This window comes from Aliidiomarina iranensis, assembly GCF_003987135.1.
GTDB classification, from domain to species: Bacteria; Pseudomonadota; Gammaproteobacteria; order Enterobacterales; family Alteromonadaceae; genus Aliidiomarina; species Aliidiomarina iranensis.
On sequence record NZ_PIPJ01000001.1, the window covers coordinates 22,786 to 44,613 of the forward strand.

The 21,828-nt window shown below is 47.8% G+C and carries 23 protein-coding genes; 8 read left to right on the forward strand and 15 right to left on the reverse strand.

What is annotated here, in order from left to right; genetic code table 11:
• Positions 1-56: 56 nt before the first annotated feature.
• Positions 57-1,433: a sigma-54-dependent transcriptional regulator gene (locus CWE08_RS00095; protein ID WP_126764635.1), complete on the reverse strand. Its 1,377-nt coding sequence runs from the start codon at positions 1,431-1,433 to the stop codon at positions 57-59.
• Between the two features lie 2 nt (positions 1,434-1,435).
• Positions 1,436-3,016 (reverse strand): sensor histidine kinase, encoded by a 1,581-nt coding sequence (locus CWE08_RS00100; protein ID WP_241973791.1) that lies wholly within the window; start codon positions 3,014-3,016, stop codon positions 1,436-1,438.
• A 322-nt stretch (positions 3,017-3,338) separates the two neighbouring features.
• On the opposite strand from CWE08_RS00100, the gene CWE08_RS00105 reads away from it, so the two are divergent.
• Together CWE08_RS00105 and CWE08_RS00110 are read left to right on the forward strand one after the other, a co-directional pair.
• Complete coding sequence (locus tag CWE08_RS00105; RefSeq protein WP_126764636.1) at positions 3,339-3,728, forward strand: DUF4168 domain-containing protein; 390 nt, start codon at positions 3,339-3,341, stop codon at positions 3,726-3,728.
• A 220-nt stretch (positions 3,729-3,948) separates the two neighbouring features.
• Positions 3,949-5,619 (forward strand): M28 family metallopeptidase, encoded by a 1,671-nt coding sequence (locus CWE08_RS00110; protein ID WP_126764637.1) that lies wholly within the window; start codon positions 3,949-3,951, stop codon positions 5,617-5,619.
• A 131-nt stretch (positions 5,620-5,750) separates the two neighbouring features.
• Here CWE08_RS00110 and CWE08_RS00115 read toward each other — a convergent pair whose 3' ends face one another.
• On the reverse strand, positions 5,751-6,794 hold the full coding sequence (locus CWE08_RS00115) for a glycosyltransferase family protein (RefSeq protein WP_126764638.1): 1,044 nt from the start codon (positions 6,792-6,794) through the stop codon (positions 5,751-5,753).
• A 70-nt stretch (positions 6,795-6,864) separates the two neighbouring features.
• Positions 6,865-7,413, reverse strand: coding sequence for a phosphatase PAP2 family protein (locus CWE08_RS00120; protein ID WP_126764639.1), 549 nt, complete (start codon positions 7,411-7,413; stop codon positions 6,865-6,867).
• A gap of 257 nt (positions 7,414-7,670) precedes the next feature.
• Between CWE08_RS00120 and CWE08_RS00125 the strand changes: the two genes are divergently transcribed.
• Entirely contained in the window at positions 7,671-8,255 is a 585-nt protein-coding gene (locus CWE08_RS00125) for a glutathione S-transferase family protein (protein ID WP_126764640.1), read from the forward strand.
• Between the two features lie 24 nt (positions 8,256-8,279).
• On the forward strand, positions 8,280-9,233 hold the full coding sequence (locus tag CWE08_RS00130; RefSeq protein WP_198677042.1) for a DMT family transporter: 954 nt from the start codon (positions 8,280-8,282) through the stop codon (positions 9,231-9,233).
• A gap of 75 nt (positions 9,234-9,308) precedes the next feature.
• On the opposite strand, the gene CWE08_RS00135 is transcribed toward CWE08_RS00130, so the two are convergent.
• Positions 9,309-9,617 carry a helix-turn-helix transcriptional regulator gene (locus tag CWE08_RS00135; RefSeq protein ID WP_126764642.1) on the reverse strand — a complete coding sequence of 103 codons (309 nt, stop codon included), beginning with the start codon at positions 9,615-9,617 and terminating at the stop codon, positions 9,309-9,311.
• A gap of 9 nt (positions 9,618-9,626) precedes the next feature.
• Complete coding sequence (locus tag CWE08_RS00140) at positions 9,627-10,106, reverse strand: hypothetical protein (protein ID WP_126764643.1); 480 nt, start codon at positions 10,104-10,106, stop codon at positions 9,627-9,629.
• A gap of 259 nt (positions 10,107-10,365) precedes the next feature.
• Here CWE08_RS00140 and CWE08_RS00145 point away from each other — a divergent pair, with 259 nt between their 5' ends.
• The 3 genes from CWE08_RS00145 (at position 10,366) to CWE08_RS00155 (ending at position 13,149) form a co-directional block, all read left to right on the forward strand.
• Entirely contained in the window at positions 10,366-11,502 is a 1,137-nt protein-coding gene (locus CWE08_RS00145; protein WP_126764644.1) for an AI-2E family transporter, read from the forward strand.
• A 4-nt stretch (positions 11,503-11,506) separates the two neighbouring features.
• The gene (locus tag CWE08_RS00150) at positions 11,507-12,454 is read left to right on the forward strand and encodes a pirin family protein (protein WP_126764645.1); all 948 of its coding nucleotides are present in this window, start codon (positions 11,507-11,509) and stop codon (positions 12,452-12,454) included.
• A gap of 125 nt (positions 12,455-12,579) precedes the next feature.
• Complete coding sequence (locus CWE08_RS00155) at positions 12,580-13,149, forward strand: NADPH-dependent FMN reductase (protein WP_126764646.1); 570 nt, start codon at positions 12,580-12,582, stop codon at positions 13,147-13,149.
• Between the two features lies 1 nt (position 13,150).
• Here the strand turns inward: CWE08_RS00155 and CWE08_RS00160 are convergent, their stop codons facing one another.
• The 3 genes from CWE08_RS00160 to CWE08_RS00170 all read right to left on the reverse strand — a co-directional run bounded on the left by CWE08_RS00160 (position 13,151) and on the right by CWE08_RS00170 (position 14,406).
• Positions 13,151-13,531, reverse strand: a complete 381-nt coding sequence (locus CWE08_RS00160) for a rhodanese-like domain-containing protein (protein WP_126764647.1) — start codon at positions 13,529-13,531, stop codon at positions 13,151-13,153.
• Positions 13,532-13,632: 101 nt separating this feature from the next.
• The gene (locus tag CWE08_RS00165) at positions 13,633-14,049 is read right to left on the reverse strand and encodes a hypothetical protein (RefSeq protein ID WP_126764648.1); all 417 of its coding nucleotides are present in this window, start codon (positions 14,047-14,049) and stop codon (positions 13,633-13,635) included.
• A 105-nt stretch (positions 14,050-14,154) separates the two neighbouring features.
• A complete protein-coding gene (locus CWE08_RS00170) occupies positions 14,155-14,406 on the reverse strand; it encodes a hypothetical protein (RefSeq protein WP_126764649.1) in 252 nt (83 codons plus the stop codon).
• A gap of 110 nt (positions 14,407-14,516) precedes the next feature.
• Between CWE08_RS00170 and yghU the strand changes: the two genes are divergently transcribed.
• Positions 14,517-15,386, forward strand: a complete 870-nt coding sequence (gene yghU, locus CWE08_RS00175; RefSeq protein WP_126764650.1) for a glutathione-dependent disulfide-bond oxidoreductase — start codon at positions 14,517-14,519, stop codon at positions 15,384-15,386.
• A gap of 1 nt (position 15,387) precedes the next feature.
• On the opposite strand, the gene CWE08_RS00180 is transcribed toward yghU, so the two are convergent.
• The 6 genes from CWE08_RS00180 to atpG form a co-directional block, all read right to left on the reverse strand.
• Entirely contained in the window at positions 15,388-15,651 is a 264-nt protein-coding gene (locus CWE08_RS00180) for a hypothetical protein (RefSeq protein ID WP_126764651.1), read from the reverse strand.
• A 16-nt stretch (positions 15,652-15,667) separates the two neighbouring features.
• Positions 15,668-17,497 (reverse strand): glutamine--fructose-6-phosphate transaminase (isomerizing), encoded by a 1,830-nt coding sequence (gene glmS / locus CWE08_RS00185; RefSeq protein ID WP_126764652.1) that lies wholly within the window; start codon positions 17,495-17,497, stop codon positions 15,668-15,670.
• A gap of 2 nt (positions 17,498-17,499) precedes the next feature.
• A complete protein-coding gene (gene glmU / locus CWE08_RS00190; protein WP_126764653.1) occupies positions 17,500-18,891 on the reverse strand; it encodes a bifunctional UDP-N-acetylglucosamine diphosphorylase/glucosamine-1-phosphate N-acetyltransferase GlmU in 1,392 nt (463 codons plus the stop codon).
• Positions 18,892-19,079: 188 nt separating this feature from the next.
• Positions 19,080-19,508 carry a F0F1 ATP synthase subunit epsilon gene (locus tag CWE08_RS00195; RefSeq protein WP_126764654.1) on the reverse strand — a complete coding sequence of 143 codons (429 nt, stop codon included), beginning with the start codon at positions 19,506-19,508 and terminating at the stop codon, positions 19,080-19,082.
• Positions 19,509-19,526: 18 nt separating this feature from the next.
• On the reverse strand, positions 19,527-20,912 hold the full coding sequence (atpD, locus tag CWE08_RS00200; protein ID WP_126764655.1) for a F0F1 ATP synthase subunit beta: 1,386 nt from the start codon (positions 20,910-20,912) through the stop codon (positions 19,527-19,529).
• A 42-nt stretch (positions 20,913-20,954) separates the two neighbouring features.
• Positions 20,955-21,815, reverse strand: coding sequence for a F0F1 ATP synthase subunit gamma (gene atpG / locus CWE08_RS00205; RefSeq protein ID WP_126764656.1), 861 nt, complete (start codon positions 21,813-21,815; stop codon positions 20,955-20,957).
• Positions 21,816-21,828: the final 13 nt, after the last annotated feature.

The following is a 21,828-nucleotide window of genomic DNA, read 5'->3' on the forward strand; positions in this document are numbered from 1 at the left end:
ATCTGGCTAGTAACCGGCCACCTTTGCGGAAATGCTTTAGGAAGCCTAACTTATACTTAGGCTTCTTCTGCTAACCACCGATATAACGTACGGCGTGTGACCCCCAGAATTTCTGCCGCTTTGCGTTTATTGCCACCCGTTTCTCGCAACACATAGCGCACATAATCTTGTTGAACTTCGTTTAAAGATTTTAGCTCTGGGCTACTCTCATGCTCAGCGTTACCATCCTCACTGCGATCCGCCGCGGCAACGGCGGCTGCTAGGTTGTTTTGCACGCGCTCTGGTAAATGGCTTCGCTCTATTACCTCGCCATTACAAAAAGTAACCGCTCGCTCAATCGCGTTGTGCAGTTCGCGCACATTTCCCGGGAATGGGTATTGATACAAACAATCCATGGCCTCTGGGCTAAATACCGGTTGCTGCTCGCTATCAGCGGTAAGTTCGGCCAAAAAGCTTTGCGCCAGCAATTCCCGATCATCGCCTCGCTCGCGCAGCGAAGGTACGGATAACGTTAAAGTTTCTAAGCGGTAGAATAAATCCTCGCGAAATGATCCTTCTTTCACGCGCAGCTCTAAATCACGGTGAGTGGCTGCAATAATGCGCACATCAACTGCAACTTCCCGATCCGTACCCACAGGCCGCATGGTGCCCTCTTGCAACACTCGTAGTAATTTGGCTTGCAGCTCAAGTGGCATTTCACCAATTTCATCGAGCAATAAGGTGCCACCCTCGGCCTCTTTTAATAAACCTGAGCGGGCTTTTTGCGCGCCAGTAAAGGCTCCAGCAGCATGGCCGAAAAACTCCGATTCCATTAATTCCGAAGGTATTCCGGCGCAATTTACCGCAGTAAAAGGGGCTTCGCAGCGTTTGCTTTCGTTGTGAATTGCGCGAGCCACAAGCTCCTTCCCGGTGCCACTTTCACCTAAAATTAATACCGGCGTATCGGCATCTGCTACCTGTTCAATTTGTTGGTACAACACACGCATCACTCGGCTTTTGCCTAACATGCCATGGTAGGTTTCCACTGTTTTATTGGTGCGAATGGAAGCTACCACGGAAGTTAACCGCCGATGCTGCAACAATTTTGCTACCGTATGCAGCAGATACTCCATATCCAGCGGTTTCGTGAGGAAATCATCAGCACCCTGTTTCAGCGCTGCAACCGCTTGATTCACGGTACCAAAGGCGGTAATTAGCAACATTGCTGGCGCATCGGGCATGGCTTTTACTTGCGGGATTAGCGCCATGCCATCGGCTCCAGGTAATCGCAAATCACTAATTACCAAAGCCGGTTGCCAACTCTCAATTTCCGACCACGCAGTTTCAACTGATTCTGCATGGCGAACACTGAACCCTTCACTCTCGAGCTCCTCAACTAGAAGCTCAGCTAAGCCTGGGTCGTCCTCCACAACATAGATTCGTTCACGCGCCATGATTATTCCTCATTTACTACGGCTAAAGGGAGTTGCATTGATACTCGGCAACCTTGAGTGCCATCTATTCGGTTCTCAATGATTAAAATACCCCGGTGTTCACGTACCACGTTATCTACTATAGCTAAGCCTAAACCGGTGCCTTCGCCTTGCCCCTTGGTGGTATAAAAAGGCGTTACCAAAGATTCTGTTGAGGTGCCAGCAGGAAGGCCAGGGCCATCATCGAGCACCTCAATGTGTAACCACTGAGAGCAAGGCGGTTGCTTTTTATCTTCATTCGTTTTGCTTTCGTTCAGTTTATCTTCAGCCATTGGTTCTTCTTGTGCACAAGCCACTTGCGCGCGAACCTCAACATGTTGTTCCGCTACCTGTGCTGCATTGCGCACCAAGTTCACCAAAGCGAGCTCTAAACGGGCCTCATCCGCAATCAACTGCAAACCTCTCGACAAAGGGCTCACCGAAGCCGATAACCGAGGTCCGTTTTCCGGCTGTTCATGGCTTATGTTATCCAGAATTTCTGGTAACAGTTTTTCTATCGCCACCGAAGATGTAAGCGTTTCTTGTTCTGCCGGCGGCCGGCAATAATTTAATAACTGCTGAACAATGCGGGTTAGCCGGCCTACTTGCCCACGAATTGCGGTAAGTTGCCGCTCTGATTCCGCATCTTGATTATTTTTCTGCAACCGCCGAGCACGGCCATCAATGATGGTAAGGGGAGCGCCTAACTCATGGGCAACACCTGAAGCAACGCCACCAATCGCCGCCATTTTTTCTTGATACTGCAGTTTTCGCTGCATTTCTTGCTCATGTAAACGATGAGCTTCGAGCGCTGCTTCGTTCTTTTGCATACTATCGAGCATGCGGTTCAAGCCATGGGCGATAGCGGCAAGCTCACTAGGGCCGTTTTCTGATGCGCGGTAATTTCTCTCACCAGCTTCCACACGGTGCATACTTTCAGTTAACTGATTCACATAGCGGCCCACACCCCGATAATGGCCAAATATAACGATGGTAAAGGTTAACAATGCCATGGCCATCCAAATACCCCACGCCCAAGCACTTAAACGCGCGAACGCGGTATCGAAATCACTAGCCTGCCGGTTAATTTGAATAAAGCCATTGGCTTGGCGTAAATCATCGAATACCGGAATAAAATGGGAGAACATGCGCACGCCTGATATCTGCCGCACACGCTCTTGCTGCTCACCTGTCATTACTAATTCTTGCGCTACGCGGCTTCTCGATAAATCACGCTCAGCAATACCTGCAACCGCAATGCGGTTTCCATTTACATCAAACACGGAAGCGCCGTAAATGCGGCCAATTTCGAATACCGAATCTAGCGCGCGTTGCACGGCTTCTTCATCGTTTGCCGCAAGCGCCTCGCCAACCGGCACGCGAATGGCGCGCCCAAGAAGTTCAAGATCCTCTTTTAGGCGTTCTTGCTCCTGCACATTAATGCGCTCTAAACCAAAGCCAATGCCAACGCCAACGATAACCAAAATCGGCACTACCACATAAATCAGTAGGGCTCGCTGAATCCCGGAAAGCCGCAACACAGCTGATTTTTTAGTCAATGCCATCTGTTCACCTATTTCACCTTTGTGCTTTGCTTATGTGCTTTGCCTTCGTGCTGCGCCGATGTACTGCGCATTTCATTAACCTTGGAAACGAGCTAACGTACTTAAAAGTGCCAATTTTGGCACTCGAAAAAATGCCTCATGTGTCATTAATATACACATCTATGGGTTTAAATTCATCTTCGTAACTTAACCCAACAATGAATAAATCTATTTACTCCAAAATAAACAGTGATTTAGATAAAAATACAAAAAGTTGGCATGGTTTTCGCTTCTTGTTCAAGTGACAACACTTTAAATCACAGAGTTCTTGAAGGAGGACACTATGTTAAAACGTACTTTTGTATTATCAGCAGTTGCAGCCGCCATGTTTTCAATGCCAGCTTTGGCGCAAGATGAAGATGCGCGTGCCTACGCCCAGCAGCAAATGGAAGAAATGGCAAATCAACCCATCACTGATGAGCAACTTGAAATGTTTGTGGTTGCTATCGATCACATTGAGCGCATTAACAACGAGTTTGTTGAAGCTTTAGAAAATGTAGAAACGCAGGAAGAAGCGCAACAGCTACAAATGAATGCTCAACAAGAAATGGTGGCATCTGTTGAAGATTCTGGTTTAACTGTAGAAGAGTACAATGCGATGGCCTATCGCCTACAGAACGACCCAGAAATTCAAGAGAAAGTGGAAGAAATGCGCGAATCTGATGATGCGTAGCGTATACCACTAAAAGCTACTGAGCTAGCGTTGAACTAACGAATCGTGTGTATGCACGAAAGCGCGAGCTAAGGTAGGAGGGCTGCTTCGGCAGCCCTTTTTTTATGCGTTTTCTAGTGCCAATTGTTCCTCTCAATTTTTCTCGATTTAAGCTATCATTGTGTTAACACCACGTTCGTTGTCATTACGCGCTACACAATAAATAGAAGAGGAACCATACATGCGCCATTTAACCCTGTGTGCATCAGCGCTGTTTTTAGTTGCCGCTTGTGCGCCAGCTACAGAAACTGATGTACGGCCTTACCCGCCACAAACCGATGCCGAAGGCTTGGTTGATAGCCATTTCACCGATACCTACCGCAGCCACTTAGAAACGCTCTCCTCAGATGAATTTGAGGGCCGAGCGCCAGGCACGCGCGGTGAAGAGCTTACCATTGAATACATTACCGATATTTTCCGCGAGCTCGGCGTTACATCATTAACCAATGAAGATTACACCCAGGCTGTGCCTCTTGTACGCATTGCCCCGAGCCGAGTAACAGATATGGCGCTAAGCCACAATGGCGAAGAAAGCAGCCTTGAATACCGCACCGAAATGATGGGCTGGACTAACCGCGTAGTTGATTCCATAAACGTTGAGAACAGCGAAATGGTATTCGTAGGTTACGGCATTGTTGCGCCAGAGTTTGGTTGGAACGATTATGAAGGCCTCGATGTTGCAGGCAAAACCGTGGTGATGTTTGTGAACGACCCGGGGTACGCCACGCAAGATCCAGCGGTGTTTAATGGCAACGCCATGACATACTACGGCCGTTGGACATATAAATTCGAAGAAGCGGCACGCCAAGGTGCTACCGGCGCTATTGTTATTCATGAAGATGGCCCCGCAGGTTATGGCTGGGGCGTGATCGCGGGCGGTTCACCGGTTCGCTTTACCATGAAAACTGAAAATCGCAACATGCACCGAGCTGAGCTTGAAGGTTGGGTAAACGCCGATGCGGCAGAAAAACTATTTGCCAATGCGGGCATGAGCCTAGAAGAAGCCCATGAGCTTGCATTGAGCAGTGATTTTACACCTGTATCATTGAATACCGAAGTTTCTATGATCGTAGAAAACGAATTCTCTGATCTCGATACCTACAACATTGTGGGTATGATTGAAGGTAGCAAATACCCAGAAGAGCACATTATTTATATGGCGCACTGGGACCACATGGGTGTTGATCCAATCAGCGGTGAAATCTTCAACGGCGCGCAAGATAACGCCACTGGTACCGCCGGTTTACTTGCGATGGCAGAAAAATTCGCCGCCGGCGAACAACCTGAGCGTTCCATTGTATTTGCCTTCGTAGGCGCAGAGGAGCGAGGCTTATTGGGTTCGGCTTGGTATGGTGAAAATCCATTGCTACCACTCGAAAAAACCGTAGCCGGTATCAATATCGATATGCTGTATGCCCACGGCCCGGTAAAAGATTTTGTGGTTGTAGGCTGGAATAATTCCGATATGCAAAATTTTGCTGAGCCGCACGTGATTGCGCAAAATCGTTATTTAGCACCCGAAGGCAACCCTGAGGCTGGCATTTTCTACCGCTCAGATCACTTCAGCTTAGCCAAACAAGGCGTGCCGGTATTGTATGCCAAAGGTGGTGTTGATCACTTCTTCGAAGGCCCTGAATACGGCCAACGTGAAGTCAGTGATTTCCTCGCCAACCGCTATCACAAAGTAGCCGATAAGTTTAACCCAGAATGGGATTTACGCGGCATCCACCAAGATCTGTGGGTGTTCTTTCGGGTTGGCAATGATTTGGCGAATAGCCGAGTGTGGCCACAATGGGCTGAAGGCAATGAATTTGAGGCCTTACGTTTAGAGAGCGAAGCGCAGCGTAACTAAAGGTTCGCGATTTCACTTCATTCGCCAAAACAAATATGCCGGAGCAGCTCAAGTTGCTCCGGCTTTTTATTTATAGTTGAAGTTTCATTCCGAACGGTTCACTGCGAGCGCTGGAAAAATCCCAAATCTAATCAGGCCGATAGCGCAATGCGTTGGCTATTTTGCCAGAGGCGTTCGTGCAAGATGGTTACCGGTTCTTTGGCGCCATTAGCAAACCAAGTAGCAAGCGCTGGGCCAACATCTGGCCAATCCATGCGCATCGCCAATGCATTTTCTAGCCAACTTTCTACGTAATTCGCATTCAGTGATTCCATTACCGATGCGAGTTGTCGGTGCTCCAAACAATAGGCATTGGCGAGCTGTTCAAATTGCCCGGAGAGTGGTTTTACTAGCAGTTTTTTACCGTAAGCAAGTGCCTCGCTACTGGTTTCAAAGCCCGCATTGGCAATCACACCTTCGGCACGAGCAAAGGATTCAGCAAAGCCTTTTCGAGAGGGCGCGTAACACTGAATATGGCCAAGATCAGAGCGTTTCGCTTCCGGGTGATAAACTGAAAACTGATATTCTGGAAAATCTTGCAGCAATGCGATTACTTGATCGAGTGGTTCAAATGGCAAGTACACCAAAATTTCTCGCGCCAGCGTAGGTTCTACGTTCGGTGCATGGTGAATCAATGGTGGTAACACATGGGTACCAATATCTTCCCAATGCATGCCTACAACCGTATCGCAGGGTGCAAACTGGCGCATCATTGCCCGCTGCAGAATATTTGTAGGCAACGCCGAAGTTTGCTTGAAGAAAGCGTATTGGCGGCCAAGGCCAATGCAACGCACACCTTGGCGGCGAGCAGCCCACGCGGTAACCGGTTCAAAATCGGTAACCACCAAATCGTAGCTACTTAAATCAAGATCGCGTACATCTTGCCAAAACTGGCCCCATGGGTTCTGGCTCAAGGTATCCAGCACCGAAATTCGGCCTTCACGCACCTGAAAACTTAATCCTTGGCGCCATTGGAAATCACCAAATGCATCCATATCGAAAAGTTTTTCCCGCGCCCGGCCTGATACCAGATAATTCACTTCAACTTCAGGGTGCGCAGAAAATGCTTCCGATAATGCATGGCACCGGCTGATATGGCCGTTTCCTGTACCTTGAACGCCAACTAAAATTTTCATATCGGTATCTCTGTTGATTTTTACTACAATTGCAAATGGTTCGTGTAGCCAAAAATGTGCTTCAGCGGCATCAAACTAACCAGCCATTTGCCGCAACTAAAGTGAAGGATGCAAGGCCTGTTCCTAATGCTGCACCCGCCAAAATATCGGTAGGATAATGAACCCCTAGCGCTATTCTCGATAGGCCAATTAAGCCTGCCCAAGCAAATACAAGTAAAGAGAGGCTTGGCATCAGAGTTGCACACAAGCTTGCAAACATAAACGCAGCGGTTGTGTGCCCTGAGGGGAAACTAAATTTATCGCTGGCCTTAATCAGTGATGTAAATTTCGCTGAGCGCTCGTAAGGCCGTGTTCTACGAAGTGTATTCTTAAGCAACCAATAAACCGGTAACTCAATTAAAAAGCCAAGTAATAGCAGGGTTAGCAAGGCACCGGCATCGGCATCACCAATGGCAAAGGCCAAGAGGCAGAAAATTAGGTAGCCATAGCCATCGCCACTTTTAGAAATCCAGCGAGCTAAAGAGCCACCCGATGGACGCCGCAAATGCCGGCTAAGCCAGAAGAACGAAATCTCATCAACGCGCTGTAGTTGCATAGGCAGTTGCATAAGCCATTTCATTAGCTTTCCTCATTTACGAACTTCTGTAATGAACGTGCTGCAAGTTTAGGGGCTAGTAATGACACTTTTGTTACAGCGGGGTGATGATTCGGTTAATTATTCAACGTTTTGCAAATCAGAAATACTTGCTGAAAAGGATTGGGAAGTGGCATGATGCATGCCTTATGTTACTGGGCTGTTACTGGGCTATTACTGTGCTTGAGCTCAGCCACTAAACAACTAAAATGCGAGCAAAACATCGGCAAAAGGACACCTCCATGAGCACGGCACCACAATCACAAATGCAATTATTTGGCAGCTTTACCTCACCTTTCGTGCGTCATCTTAGAATCGTTTTAGCCGATTCCGGCCTCGATTATGAGTTTATCGAAACCGATTACGCTCAAAGTGCTGCGCAATCACCGGCACAGCGTGTGCCCTTTTTACAAGACGACCAGATACAACTTACCGATTCCACGTCTATTCTTAAGCACTTACGCGAAAAAGCCGGGCAATCTTTCTTTGCTGATACCGCAAACCTAGAGCTCTACTGCTTAGCCAATACCTGCTTAGATACCGCCATTAACTTGTTCTTACTTGAGCGCGAGGGGTTAAATAGCGATTCGAATGCATATTTACAACGGCAAGCCGCGCGCATTCAAAGCACATTAAAAGCCTTGGAAGCACGCATATGGCCCTCAGACATGCAATGGTATGATGGTCAGATTCGTTTAGCCTGCTTCATAGATTGGGCAATTTATCGGAACCGCTTAGATTTTTCCGCTTACCCGAAGTTGCTCGCCTTCTTAGCGCAAGCGCAGAAACAACCTTCGTTTGTGGCCACCGCACCGCCGGCAGCTTAAAGAAACGGAGTAATAGTGACAAATTTGCAAGCCGATAAGAAGGCACTAGGTTACGCACTTGCAGCGGTGTTGCTGTGGTCTACCGTGGCCAGCGCCTTTAAAATCACCCTGCAATACCTTACGCCGCTGCAAATGGTGGCGGCAGCCAGCTGTGTTTCATTTGTGTTTTTGTTTGCCGTTATGCTCTACCAAGGGCGATTAGAACAAATAGTGCCGGAATTTAAGCGCCATAAGCTTTACTACCTCTGTTTAGGCCTGCTTAACCCGTTGGTGTATTACCTTGTGCTGTTTCAGGCTTATACTTTATTACCAGCCTCGCAAGCACAGCCTTTAAACTACACCTGGGCCATTGCTCTCACATTAATGGCCGCAGTGTTCCTTGGGCAGAAAATACGCAAACGTGATTGGATAGCCTGCGCTTTTGGCTATTTTGGGGTGCTCATTATCGCTACTCAAGGTAATGTGTTAGCGCTAGAGTTCACCAGCGGGATGGGTGTAGCCCTTGCCCTTATCTCCACATTTTTGTGGGCCGGATACTGGATTCTCAATACCCGCCACCAAACCGATGCCGTGCTAACGCTGCTGATCTGCTTTTTGGTTTCGCTGCCATTCTCTCTAGGCGCCAGCTTTATTTTTACCGATTGGCGTGGCATTCCTTGGCAGGGCTGGGCGGCGGTAACTTACGTGGGGCTGTTCGAAATGGGCCTTACCTTTGTGTTGTGGTTAAAGGCCATGAAACTTGCCACCAACACGGCGAAAATAAGTAACCTTATCTTTATTTCGCCCTTTATCTCGCTCATGTTACTGGCGTTCATTATTGGCGAAACTATCTATCCCGCTACGATTTTCGGTTTGCTACTGATTATCTTTGGCTTGCTGGTACAGCAATGGCAGCGGCGAACAACCGTGGCTGGTGAGCCACGCCCGCGTATAGGTTCAGGTGTGTTTGCGAAACGTGGTTTGCGTAACCGTAAATAAAAAACCCCGAAAAAAACGCGAATCCCGTGCGCTTTCCTCCGGGGGTAAGCCGCAAAAGCCAGCATATGCCTTGTTTTAAGTGAGAAACGAAAACAGCAAAGTAAATACAACGCCGGCAAAAAAACCTACGATCAACGCACCACCGATCAGGCGAATCGGCATTACGCGCTTATCGCTGTTTGCGTTCGCTGTTTTTTGTAATACCTCTGTGCGCTCGAGTTCTAACACCGCACACAATGCATTACAGGTTTCTAACGAACCTTGGCCTTGGCTTTCAATGCGCTGAATCGTGCGTAAACTCAAAGCACTCACATCACCAAGCTGTTGCTGGGTCCAGCCTTTTGCAAGCCTCGCCTCTCGAATTTTGGAAGCATCGATATTCATATCGCCCCCTTAAGAAAACAATGAGAAAGCAAACTTGCTCCCTAGGAAGCCAACAATGAAGCCACCGATTAGCCACGGCAATAAGCCAATACCAAATTTCCGCCAGCTGAAAGGTTCCTTCGCATCGCCAATCATATTAATTTCATCTTCATCAATCAGCTCTTTACCCCGGTATAATTCCGCAATATAAATGCCTTTAAAGGCTTCGCTCCAATTGCGAACACCCACACGAACTCGATAGGTTTCACCCTCAAGATGAAATGCATGCTCACTAATCTTCCGCCAAGATCGATTACTCGAAACTAAGGCTTCGTTAACATATATCTCTTCTTTACCGGAAAAGCTGGAAAACCATACTCTTACTTGTTGGCCGTTTACATCAAAGTAAAAGTTGCCACCTTTGAACATTTTTAATGAGCTCTCTGGCATATTGCGATTACCTTCTTGTTGATTCTCTGATTTATTCTCTGGTTGCTTTATCGTGTTCATTATTGGCTCCGTAAATTCAGCATTAGGTTGTTTGTGGTGCTCATCACCATGCACCCATTACACCCGCAAATCGCTAAAAATACGCCGACAAAACCCTGCCAGGCAGTAAACTGACATACGCCACGTAACCGCCAATCCCCCCTCTGAAGCCGTATTATGGCATAGTACAGTTGCTACCGAAGTTATTCATGCTCTCAAGTTATGAATGCTCTATAGTTATCGATAGAGAAAGTTACCGCCAAAGGAACGGAGTTATTCCATGAAAAAGCAAGAACGCAACCTCACCGACCTCGCCACACCGATTTATGGCCTCTTTATCCTAGCCATTTTATACACTTTTTATCTGGCTCATGAGGTGGTTTTGCCGATGGTGCTCGCCATGCTGGTTACATTGCTTTTATCGCCAGTTGTGGAATCACTTTTAAAGCGCTTCGGCATCCCGAAAGCTATTTCAGCTTTGGTGTTACTGTTAACCCTGATCGGCGGCTTAGTTGGGGTAGGTGCCGCCATGAGTGGCCCGTTATTAGAATGGGCAGAACGTGCGCCCTCCACAGTATCCCAGCTTTTTGTGGGGGAAAGCGAAGTACAACAACGAATAGAGCGAATCACCAGTACAGCCGAGCAGTTAGAAAAGCAGCTTAACGAAGAGATGGGCGAGGAAGAGCAAGGAACAACGCAAACTGTGGTGTTGCAAACCGAGTCATGGCGGAGCCAGCTAGCCGAAGGGGCTTATCAAACAGCAGCTGGCGTATTGTTGGCTTTGGCACTCACCTATTTTCTACTGGTTAGCGGCGATCGAATGTTGTTGAATCTCGCAGCCCAACTTTCACGCGAAAAACGCCTTATCATGATGCGTATTGTTCGGAATGGGCAAGAACACGTAGCTCGGTATTTAGGGGTAATCACACTTACGAATATAGCACTCGGTACCGCGATTGGTTTAATTGCATGGGCTGTCGGCCTACCTACTCCGGTAATATGGGGTGTGGTAGTGGGCCTCACACGATTTATTCCTTATCTAGGCGTTATGATTGCATTTGGTTTGCTTACTATTGTTTCGGTGGCGAGCTTCGATGAACTATGGATGATAGCCATTGTACCTGCGAGCTTTATGGTGCTTACCAGCCTTGTGGGCTTCTTTTTAGAGCCTTATATCCATGGCATGCGATTGGCTGTGAATCCGGTTATTATTTTTGTTGCTATATTCTTCTGGGGTTGGCTGTGGGGCCCAGTAGGTGTTTTTATTGCTGTACCTCTAATGACAGTTATTATGGTTATTGCAAGTCATATCCCGAGTATGCAGGGCGTATACAAAGTACTTTCAAAAGCCGAGCAGTTATCACCGCATCATCGCGATAATCAAAACGAAGAGCAAAGCGCAGAACAAAAGGATTAGTACCATGAGTAATCAACATGATCCTGGCAAAAGTTACATCGCCAGCGGCGTAACCAACTGCAACAAGCGTATCCAAGCCCGCATATCAGAGGTAGGTGGCATTCCGGTTGCTCGCGCTTTGCCCACCAAGGAACAACGGATGATAGGGCCTTGGTGTTTTCTTGATCATGCGGGGCCTGTGCGATTTGCGGCCGATAGCGAAGGCATGCAAGTAGGCCCACATCCACACACCTGCCTGCAAACCTTCACTTGGATGCTGGCAGGAACCGTGCTGCATCGCGATAGTTTAGGTTCGGAACAACTGATTAAACCGGGCCAAGTTAATTTAATGACCGCCGGGCACGGCATTTGCCACACCGAATCTTCTCAGTTTACCGAAGGAGCCGAAAAAGCGCTTCACGCTGCCCAGCTATGGATTGCTTTACCCGAAGATAAAGCCGACATCGCCCCACGCTTCGATCACTATACTCAGCTTCCAAAGTTCACCGAGAAATCGGTGTCTGGCACCGTGTTGATTGGCACTTACGCCGAGCATGAAGCGCCCACCTTACATTTTTCGCCTATCGTGGGTGTCGATTTTGAGTTTCCACAACCTGAAAGCATTGAGCTAAATCTTGAGAACGCCTTCGAATACGGCGTGCTGGCGCTTGAAGGCGGGTTTGAACTGGGTGGTGAACACTATGCACAAGATGAGCTCGCCGTGCTTTGTTCGCGCGAGCATAAAGATGGTACCCACAATGTTACACTGAAAGCCGAGCAGGGCTCGCGTATTCTGCTGATTGGTGGTAAACCTTTTCAGCAAAACGTTACCATTTGGTGGAACTATGTAGGCCACAGTAAAGCATATATAAGTGCAGCACAGCGCGATTGGTACACACAACGCGAGCGCTTTGGTGCGATTGCAAATCCTAACGCAGCTCGCATACTCGGTCCAGAGGTACCATGGCGTTGAGCATTAATTATGAAAATGAACAATAACGGCAATGGCCGCGTAGATCCCTGCAGCTGTTCCAGAGTTTTATTTAGAACGATAAATTCAGAGCAACAAATTCAGAGCAACAATAAACGGAGTAATCAATGGCCTCTAATCAACCCAAAAAGCTTTTAGCGTTCGCCGGAAGCCTAAGAAAAGATTCGCTCAACAGAAAACTAATTGCCTACGTGGCAAAAGAAGCCGAAGCGGCTGGCGCGGAAGTAACCGTGCTCGATTTGAACGATTTCCCGTTACCTATTTTTAATGAAGACATTGAAACTGAGGGCATGCCCGCCAAGGTGCGCGAGCTGCAATCGATTCTTGCCCGCCATGATGGCCTATTAATTAGCACCCCTGAATACAACGGTGCCGTGCCTGCGCTGGTGAAAAATACGCTCGATTGGCTAACGCGCAAGCAAGCCAATGGCGATTCTGGTATTGAGTTAATCAAAGGAAAAGTAGTGGGTATCGTTTCTGCCTCACCAGGTGCTTTAGGTGGCTTGCGTTCCTTGTTGCTCCTGCGGGATCAGCTGGCAAAACTGAGTATGTGGGTAGCGCCAGCGCAATTTGCGTTGGGCCAAGCTGATCAAGCTTTTGATGAACAAGGTGCGCTAAAAGATGGCAACCAAGTTAAACAAATTAAAGCGGTTGTGCAGCAAGTGATTGATTTTTAGTTTAACCAAACTCTGGCAAATCCGGTTTCACAGTGGGTTTGCCAGCTTCTATCCAAGCATCTAAACCACCACTAATTGAGTGCACTTGCAAATAACCCATTTCTTTTAACGCCACAGCGGCCAAAGCACCACGGCCGCTGGTTTTGCAATACACCACCACGCGCTTATCACGATCTTGCAACTCAGGCATACCACTCAATTTAAACTCAAGCATACCGCGGGGTATATTCACCGCACCGGCAATGTGGCCGGCACGGAATTCATCCGGCTCGCGTACATCGATCAGAACATCTGATTTTTGAATTTCATTTGGCGCATCGTTAACCGAAACTTCATTAATTTTCGCCTTCGCTTCTGCCACTAAATCCATTGCGTTTTTCATTGCTTCACCTCATTTCTTTTCGTAACTCATAACTTTTCTTAACCAAAGCACACTCAAAGCATAACGCACTCATTTATATTAGCAACTAATAATGGACGTACTTAACGCACGATTTCGAGCTCCGGTATCGTGTTCTTAAACCAAGCGCGTACTGCCGGAAGCTGCTCAATAGGAAAGTAATAGCTGGCGCTAATTTTGTTTGTATATGGAAATGAAATAATGCCATAGCGCTCATCATATTCATCAATGGCTACTTTTTTAACCATACTGATAGCAACTTGTTCCATTCCTACTCGCAGCCGATCCTCGTGGCGCGCAAGTAAGCCCAACATATCTTTGGTTTTATCGGCTGGTATTTTGCTGCTCAAAGATTCCGGGAATAATAGGAAGATGATCAGCGTCCACATACCGATATAGCGAAACATTTCTCTACCGAGCAAAAGGTAGGTAAGCATAACTAAGGATATGAGTAATAGAGCGCGGTAACGGCGGGGGAATCTTTTTATGCGGCTAATCATAATGCTTTACCTCAATCACAAACTACGTAAAACAGCCTCGCTGTGGATTTCGTGGGCTATTAAACTTTGCAAACGGCGATTTTTCCACAAATTTTTCAAAATTAACTACTTATGGGTTACTTTTCCGCCAATCATCTTAAATGCTGGCGCGCCCCGAATCATGGTTTCGCGAGCAAATTCTTGTTGGCAGTTCGGGCAATGGCATGGGGTGGTGGTGAAATCTTCGGTAATACGCTCGACAAAACATTTGATAAGCGCACCTTTGCCACCCTTGCGGTACTTAAACAATTTGGTTTTGCAGTTCGCGCAAAAGATATCTACAGCGCGAGCCGGTAATTTTTTTCGTGGTTTTGCCATATCAACACAACTAAATTCCAGAGAAGGCACGTAATAGGGTATGTTACCCAGCAAAGTATGCTTTATAGTACTTAATTAACAGTAATAGATTAACACAAGCGAGGTTCACTATGCCGAATAAGCCCTACACGCCGCCGAAAGTATGGCAATGGAACCAAGAAAGTGGTGGAAAATTCGCTAATATTAATCGCCCAATAGCCGGTGCTACCCATGAAAAAGCGCTACCCGAGGGTAAGCATCCGTTTCAGCTATACTCACTGGCTACGCCGAACGGCGTGAAAGTAACCATCCTCCTTGAAGAGTTGCTCGAAGCGGGCTTTAAGGAAGCTGAATACGATGCTTGGTTGGTGAACATTATGGAAGGCGAGCAATTTAGCTCGGGCTTTGTTGAAGTAAACCCAAACTCGAAAATTCCAGCGCTACTTGATACCACCACAACGCCACCAACGCGTTTATTTGAATCGGGTTCTATATTGCTTTATTTGGCCGAGAAGTTCGGTAAGTTTATTCCAGCGGCCCCTGCACAACGCACTGAATGTATGAATTGGTTATTCTGGCAAATGGGCAGTGCCCCTATATTAGGTGGCGGTTTTGGCCATTTTTACGCCTACGCCCCAGAGAAATTTGAATATCCTATCGATCGCTACACCATGGAAATTAAGCGCCAGCTCGATGTGCTTGATAAGCAACTCGCCAATAACCGCTTTATCGCTGGTAACGAATACACCATCGCCGATATGGCAATTTGGCCTTGGTATGGCGCCTTGGTAAAAAACGAGGTGTATGAGGCGGCTGAGTTTATCGAAGCGCACACCTACAAAAATGTGCTCCGCTGGACCGATGAAATTGCGGCGCGCCCCGCCGTTAAACGTGGGCGCATGGTAAACCGCGCTTGGGGTGAGCCTCATGAACAGCTACACGAGCGCCACGATACCAGTGATTTTGAACTGCGCACAGAAGATAAATTGGAAAACAAATAGGTTAACGCTTTATGTTCACATCACCGTTCAGTACCGAATTAAGAGCGGTGATCGCGAAAAATAGAAACATTAAGATAAAGGCGCTGCCGTGCAGCAGTAATTTTATTCCCAGTGCGGCAAAGTTAACATCGATAATAAGCCAGTTAACCAGCTTCAAAACGCCGAGCACGAGAAAATACGAGGGTAGATAAAAGAACACCCCGAAAAATAACACCAGAACAACCGCAAGGGCTGCTAGAAATAGCAGCCCTTTTAAATATTTCATCAATTATTGAACCACTTTATTCAACTGTAACGCTCTTTGCCAAATTCCGCGGCTGATCCACATCGGTGCCTTTGATAATGGCAACGTAGTAGCTCAATAGCTGGAGCGGCAAGGTGTATACGATGGGCGCTACGATGGCATCGACGTGATCAAGGTTGATTACGCGCATGGTTTCATCACTTTTGAAATGCGCATCTTTGTCGGCGAATACATACATTATACCGCCACGTGCCCGTACTTCTTCCACGTTAGATTTTAGCTTTTCGAGTAGCTCGTTATTTGGCGCTACCACAATTACCGGCATCTCCGCATCAATCAACGCTAACGGGCCATGCTTCAACTCACCTGCGGCGTATGCTTCGGCGTGAATGTAGCTAATTTCTTTTAGCTTTAACGCGCCCTCCATTGCGATTGGGTATTGATCGCCACGGCCAAGGAACAAGCTATGGTCTTTGTCGGCAAATTCTTCGGCTAGTTCTTCAATTTCGGCCGTGATTTTCAACGCTTGCTCAAGCTTGGTGGGTAATGTTGCCAACGCATGGGCAATGCGGGCTTCTACCGCTTTATCCATACCGTTGTAGCGGCCCAAGGCAGCTACCAGCATAAGTAGGCCCACAAGCTGCGTGGTGAACGCCTTGGTGGACGCCACGCCTATCTCTGCACCGGCGCGGGTTTGAAACGCTAAATCAGATTCGCGCACCATCGATGATGTGGCCACATTACAAATAGTTAAGCTGGAGCGGTAGCCGAGTGTTTTCGCTAGGCGCAATGCTGCCAAGGTATCGGCGGTTTCGCCCGATTGCGAAATAGTAAGCAACAAGCTACCCGGGAATACGTGCGATTTGCGGTAACGGAACTCAGAAGCAATTTCTACGTTACAGGAAACGCCGGCATATTCCTCTAACCAATAACGAGCAACCATACCTGCGTGGTAGCTGGTACCACACGCAATAATTTGCACGTGGCGTATATCTTGGAATATCTCAGCTGCATTTTCGCCAAAAGCTTCAACCATAACCTGATCAGCGGTAACGCGGCCTTCCAAGGTATTGCGCACTGAAATTGGCTGCTCATGAATTTCTTTTAGCATGTAGTGGCGATATTCGCCTTTACCACCGGCATCGTATTGCAGATCGGAGGTAACCTGCTCACGCTCAACGGGTTCTCCAGCACTATCAAAAATACGCACTGAATCGCGATCAATAGCGGCTACATCGCCCTCTTCAAGATAGATAAAGTTCCGTGTTACTGGCAATAGCGCAAGTTGATCCGAGGCAATAAAGTTTTCACCGATGCCGAGGCCGATTACCAGTGGGCTACCGGAACGTGCTACCACTAGCTCGCCGGGATTACGCTTATCCATAATCACCGTACCATAAGCGCCATCGAGCTGTTTTGCCGTGGCTTGTAGCGCGGTAAGCAAACTAACACCTTGCTCAAGCTCATGATGCATCAAATGGCAAATCACTTCGGTATCGGTTTGCGAGGTGAATACATAGCCCAGACCTTGCAGTTTTTTCCGCAGCTCTTCGTGGTTTTCAATAATGCCGTTATGCACTACGGCTAAGGTGCCGTTCGAGAAGTGTGGATGCGCATTCGCTTCGGTAACGCCACCATGGGTGGCCCAACGGGTGTGGGCAATACCGCTAGAGCCATTGATACCGGTTTCCTCGAGTGCATCAGCAAGGGCTTGTACTTTGCCCACACGGCGCACTTGATGCAGGCCACTATCGTTCAACAAGGCCATACCTGCTGAATCATAACCGCGATACTCTAAGCGGCGTAAACCTTCCAGTAAAATGCCCGCAACGCGGCGCTCAGCGGTTGCTCCAACGATTCCACACATACTTATTCTGCTCCCTTTTTAGTTGGCCGTTGCCAACCTGATATATTTCTTTGTTTTGCCCGGCCAACGGCCAGCTCACCATCGGCTACATTGTTCGTTACCACCGAGCCGGCTCCTGTAGTGGCATTTTCACCGATACGCACCGGTGCTACTAAGGAGCTATTTGAACCAATAAAGGCACCTGCACCAATTTCTGTTTTATGTTTGTTCGCGCCATCGTAGTTACAGGTGATGGTGCCCGCACCAATATTCGCACCTGCGCCTATTTGCGTATCACCTAGATAAGTTAAGTGCCCGGCTTTTGCACCAGCACCGAACTCGGTATTTTTTACTTCTACAAAGTTACCCACTGCGGCGGCGTTACCCAGCTTAGTACCCGGGCGTAAGCGTGCAAAGGGGCCAACTTGTGCATTTTCACCCACACTAGCCCCCTCTAAAACAGAGTTTGCTTTAATGCGCGCACCAGCAGCAATTTGGCTATCGCGAATCACACAATTCGGTTCGATTACGGCGCCATCACCAATGCTCACATTACCCTCAAGCACAACATTGATGTCAATCACCACATCTTCACCTACACTCACTTCGCCACGCACATCAATGCGGGCCGGGTCGAGTAGGGTTGCACCGGCAATCATTAATTCTTCTGCTTTGCGTTGCTGGTAAGCGCGTTCGAGGGCGGCTAGTTGCACTCGATTATTTGCGCCTTCAACTTCGGCTATTTCGGCTGGTTGGCTACTGGCAATGCTCACGCCTTCGGCCGCTGCCATAGCCACGATATCGGTAAGGTAATATTCGCCTTGAACGTTATTGTTATTGAGTTGATTAAGCCAACGTTTCAATGCTTTTCCATCGGCCGCCATCATGCCGGTGTTTACTTCGGTAATTTTACGCTCTTGCGCGCTCGCATCTTTATGCTCAACAATGCCGGTAATCACACCTTGCTGATCGCGTACAATACGGCCGTAGCCGGTTGGGTCTGGTAGGGTAACCGTTAATAATGCCAGTGCGTTATTCGCTTTTGCCGCAAGCAAATTTTGTAGTGTTTCTGGGCGAGTAAGAGGCACATCACCGTATAAAATCAATACCGTGTCGTTGTCGCTAATATTTGGAATCGTTTGTTGCACCGCGTGCCCGGTGCCTAGCTGCTCAGCCTGCTCCACCCAAGTTACGCCATGCTGCTCGGAAAATTCCGCCAAGTGCGCTTGCAGCTGTTCGGCGCCGTGGCCATATACCAGCTGTAACTGCTTGGCACCTACTAGCAACGCAGTATCGAGCACATGCTGCACCATCGGCTTTTGCGCCACCGGGTGCAGTACTTTGGGTAAATTTGAACGCATTCTTGTGCCTTTTCCGGCAGCAAGAACAACAACATTTAAAACAGGTGAGGGCATATGCCATTCCTTGCAATCATTAAATCGGTTTACATCAATGTAACACCTAGTTTATCAGTGTTTCTTGAGCTTCGAAACGGTGAATTTGCGTGCTTACCGGAAGCTTTGCAATTTATCTAACAATAGCAACAAAAAAACCCAGCACATTGGCTGGGTTTTGGTTAAGTTGAACGCCTTTGCGAACCTGTTTATTTGCCTTTGCGTTTCCGCAGTTGTTGCAATACTCGCAACTGGGCAATTGCACGAGATAGTTCGGCAGCTGCTTCAGCATAAGATAAATCTGGAGAAGAGTGAGCCAGAGCTTCGCGTGCTTCTTTGATCGCTTTCTCTGTTGCTGCTTCATCCAAATCGCCGCCACGCACTGCTGTATCAGATAATACAGTAATGGTTTCTGGCTGAACTTCCATTACACCGCCAGCGATGTAAAAAAGCTCTTCTTCACCTTCTTCTGTAACTACGCGAACCATGCCAGGTTTCAAGGCGGTCAGCAATGGAGTGTGGCCGGGTAAAATACCAAGCTCACCCTCACTACCTGTCACCTGGATAGAGCGAATATTGCCGGAGAACAAACGATCTTCAGCGCTTACTACGTCCAGATGTACTGTGGATACCGCCATTACAAACCTCCCGTTCGATTACATTTTGTTGGCTTTCTCGACTGCTTCGTCGATAGTACCAACCATGTAGAACGCCTGCTCTGGCAAGCTATCGTAATCGCCATTCAGGATGCCTTTAAATCCAGCAATGGTATCTTTCAACGATACGTATTTACCTGGCGCACCGGTAAATACTTCCGCTACGAAGAACGGCTGTGATAAGAAACGCTGGATTTTACGAGCACGGGCAACAACGCGTTTATCTTCTTCAGATAATTCGTCCATACCCAAGATTGCAATGATGTCTTTCAATTCTTTATAACGCTGAAGAACTGATTGCACACCACGTGCCGTATCATAGTGCTCATGGCCAATTACTTGTGGATCTAGCTGGCGTGATGTTGAATCCAATGGATCAACCGCAGGGTAGATACCTAACGATGCGATATCACGCGACAATACAACCGTTGCATCTAAGTGAGCGAAGGTAGTAGCTGGTGATGGATCCGTTAAATCATCCGCAGGTACGTATACCGCTTGGATTGATGTAATTGAACCGTTCTTAGTAGAGGTAATACGCTCTTGCAATACACCCATCTCTTCAGCAAGTGTAGGCTGGTAACCTACTGCTGATGGCATACGGCCTAGAAGTGCTGATACTTCGGTACCGGCTAGGGTATAACGATAGATGTTATCTACGAAGAATAGAACATCACGGCCTTCATCACGGAATTTCTCGGCGATGGTTAAGCCCGTTAGTGCTACCCGTAAACGGTTTCCAGGAGGCTCGTTCATCTGGCCGTAAACCAACGCTACTTTATCAAGTACGTTAGAATCCTTCATCTCGTGGTAGAAATCGTTACCTTCACGAGTACGCTCACCAACACCGGCGAATACTGAGTAACCGCTGTGCTCGATTGCGATGTTCCGGATGAGCTCCATCATGTTTACGGTTTTACCAACACCCGCACCACCGAACAAACCTACTTTACCACCCTTAGCGAATGGGCAAATTAGATCGATTACTTTGATACCGGTTTCAAGCAATTCGATTGAGCTTGATTGGTCTTCGTAAGAAGGTGCTTCACGGTGAATAGACATACGCTCTTCTTCACCGATATCACCCGCTTCATCGATAGGCTCACCAAGAACGTTCATAATACGCCCTAGAGTAGCCTTACCAACTGGAACCAAAATTGATTCACCTGTATTTTCAACATTCAGCCCACGACGTAAACCGTCGGTAGTACCGAGTGCAATCGTACGAACAACACCACCACCAAGCTGTTGCTGAACTTCCAGGGTTAACCCTTTCAGATCGCCTTCAGCGATGCGTAGCGCGTCGTAGATCTTTGGAACGCTAGTTTGTGGAAATTCGATATCCACAACTGCGCCAATGATTTGGACGACCTTACCTTGACTCATGACTTATCCTCTAACTCTGCAAAATCTTTCTGACCTGTTGCCTTAAACAGCACCGGCACCCGAAACAATTTCGGAAATCTCTTGAGTGATCGCCGCTTGACGCGCTTTGTTGTATACCAACTGAAGCTCATCAATAAGATCACCCGCGTTATCCGTAGCCGCTTTCATCGCGACCATTCGAGCTGCCTGCTCACTGGCGAGGTTTTCCACAACGCCCTGATACACCTGGCTTTCAATAAACCGACGCAACAACGTGTCAAGAATAGACTTGGCATCCGGTTCATACAGATAATCCCATGCGTGTTCGCGCTTGGCAGTTTCTGATTTTGGCAACGGCAATAATTGGTTGATCACTGGCTCTTGGGTCATGGTGTTTACAAACTTGTTGTACACCAAGTAGATTCGGTCTAACTCGCCTTCTTCGAAGGCTTTAATCATAACCGAAACTGTACCAATCACATCAGCTACCTTTGGCCGATCGCCAAGGCCTGATGATTGCGACAGGATGCTTCCTGATAACCGTTTAAAAAAGCCTGACGCTTTACTGCCCACTGCAGCGAAGCTGACTTCAACATCTTTTTCTTGCCATTCTTGAACATCACGAACTACTTTTCGGAATTCGTTACTGTTCAAACCGCCACACAATCCACGGTCGGTAGAAACGATGATGTAACCAACGCGCTTAACCTCTCGATCTTCCAACCACGTATGGCGGTACTCGAGGTTACCTTGGGCAATATGGCCGATCACTTTGCGAATGGACTCAGCATACGGACGGCTCAATGCCATCTGTTCCTGCGCCCGTTTCATCTTCGACGCAGCGACCATTTCCATTGCGCTGGTGATCTTCTGAGTATTATTGATACTCCCGATCTGAGTTTTAATCTCTTTACCAACGGCCATGATTAATCTCCCG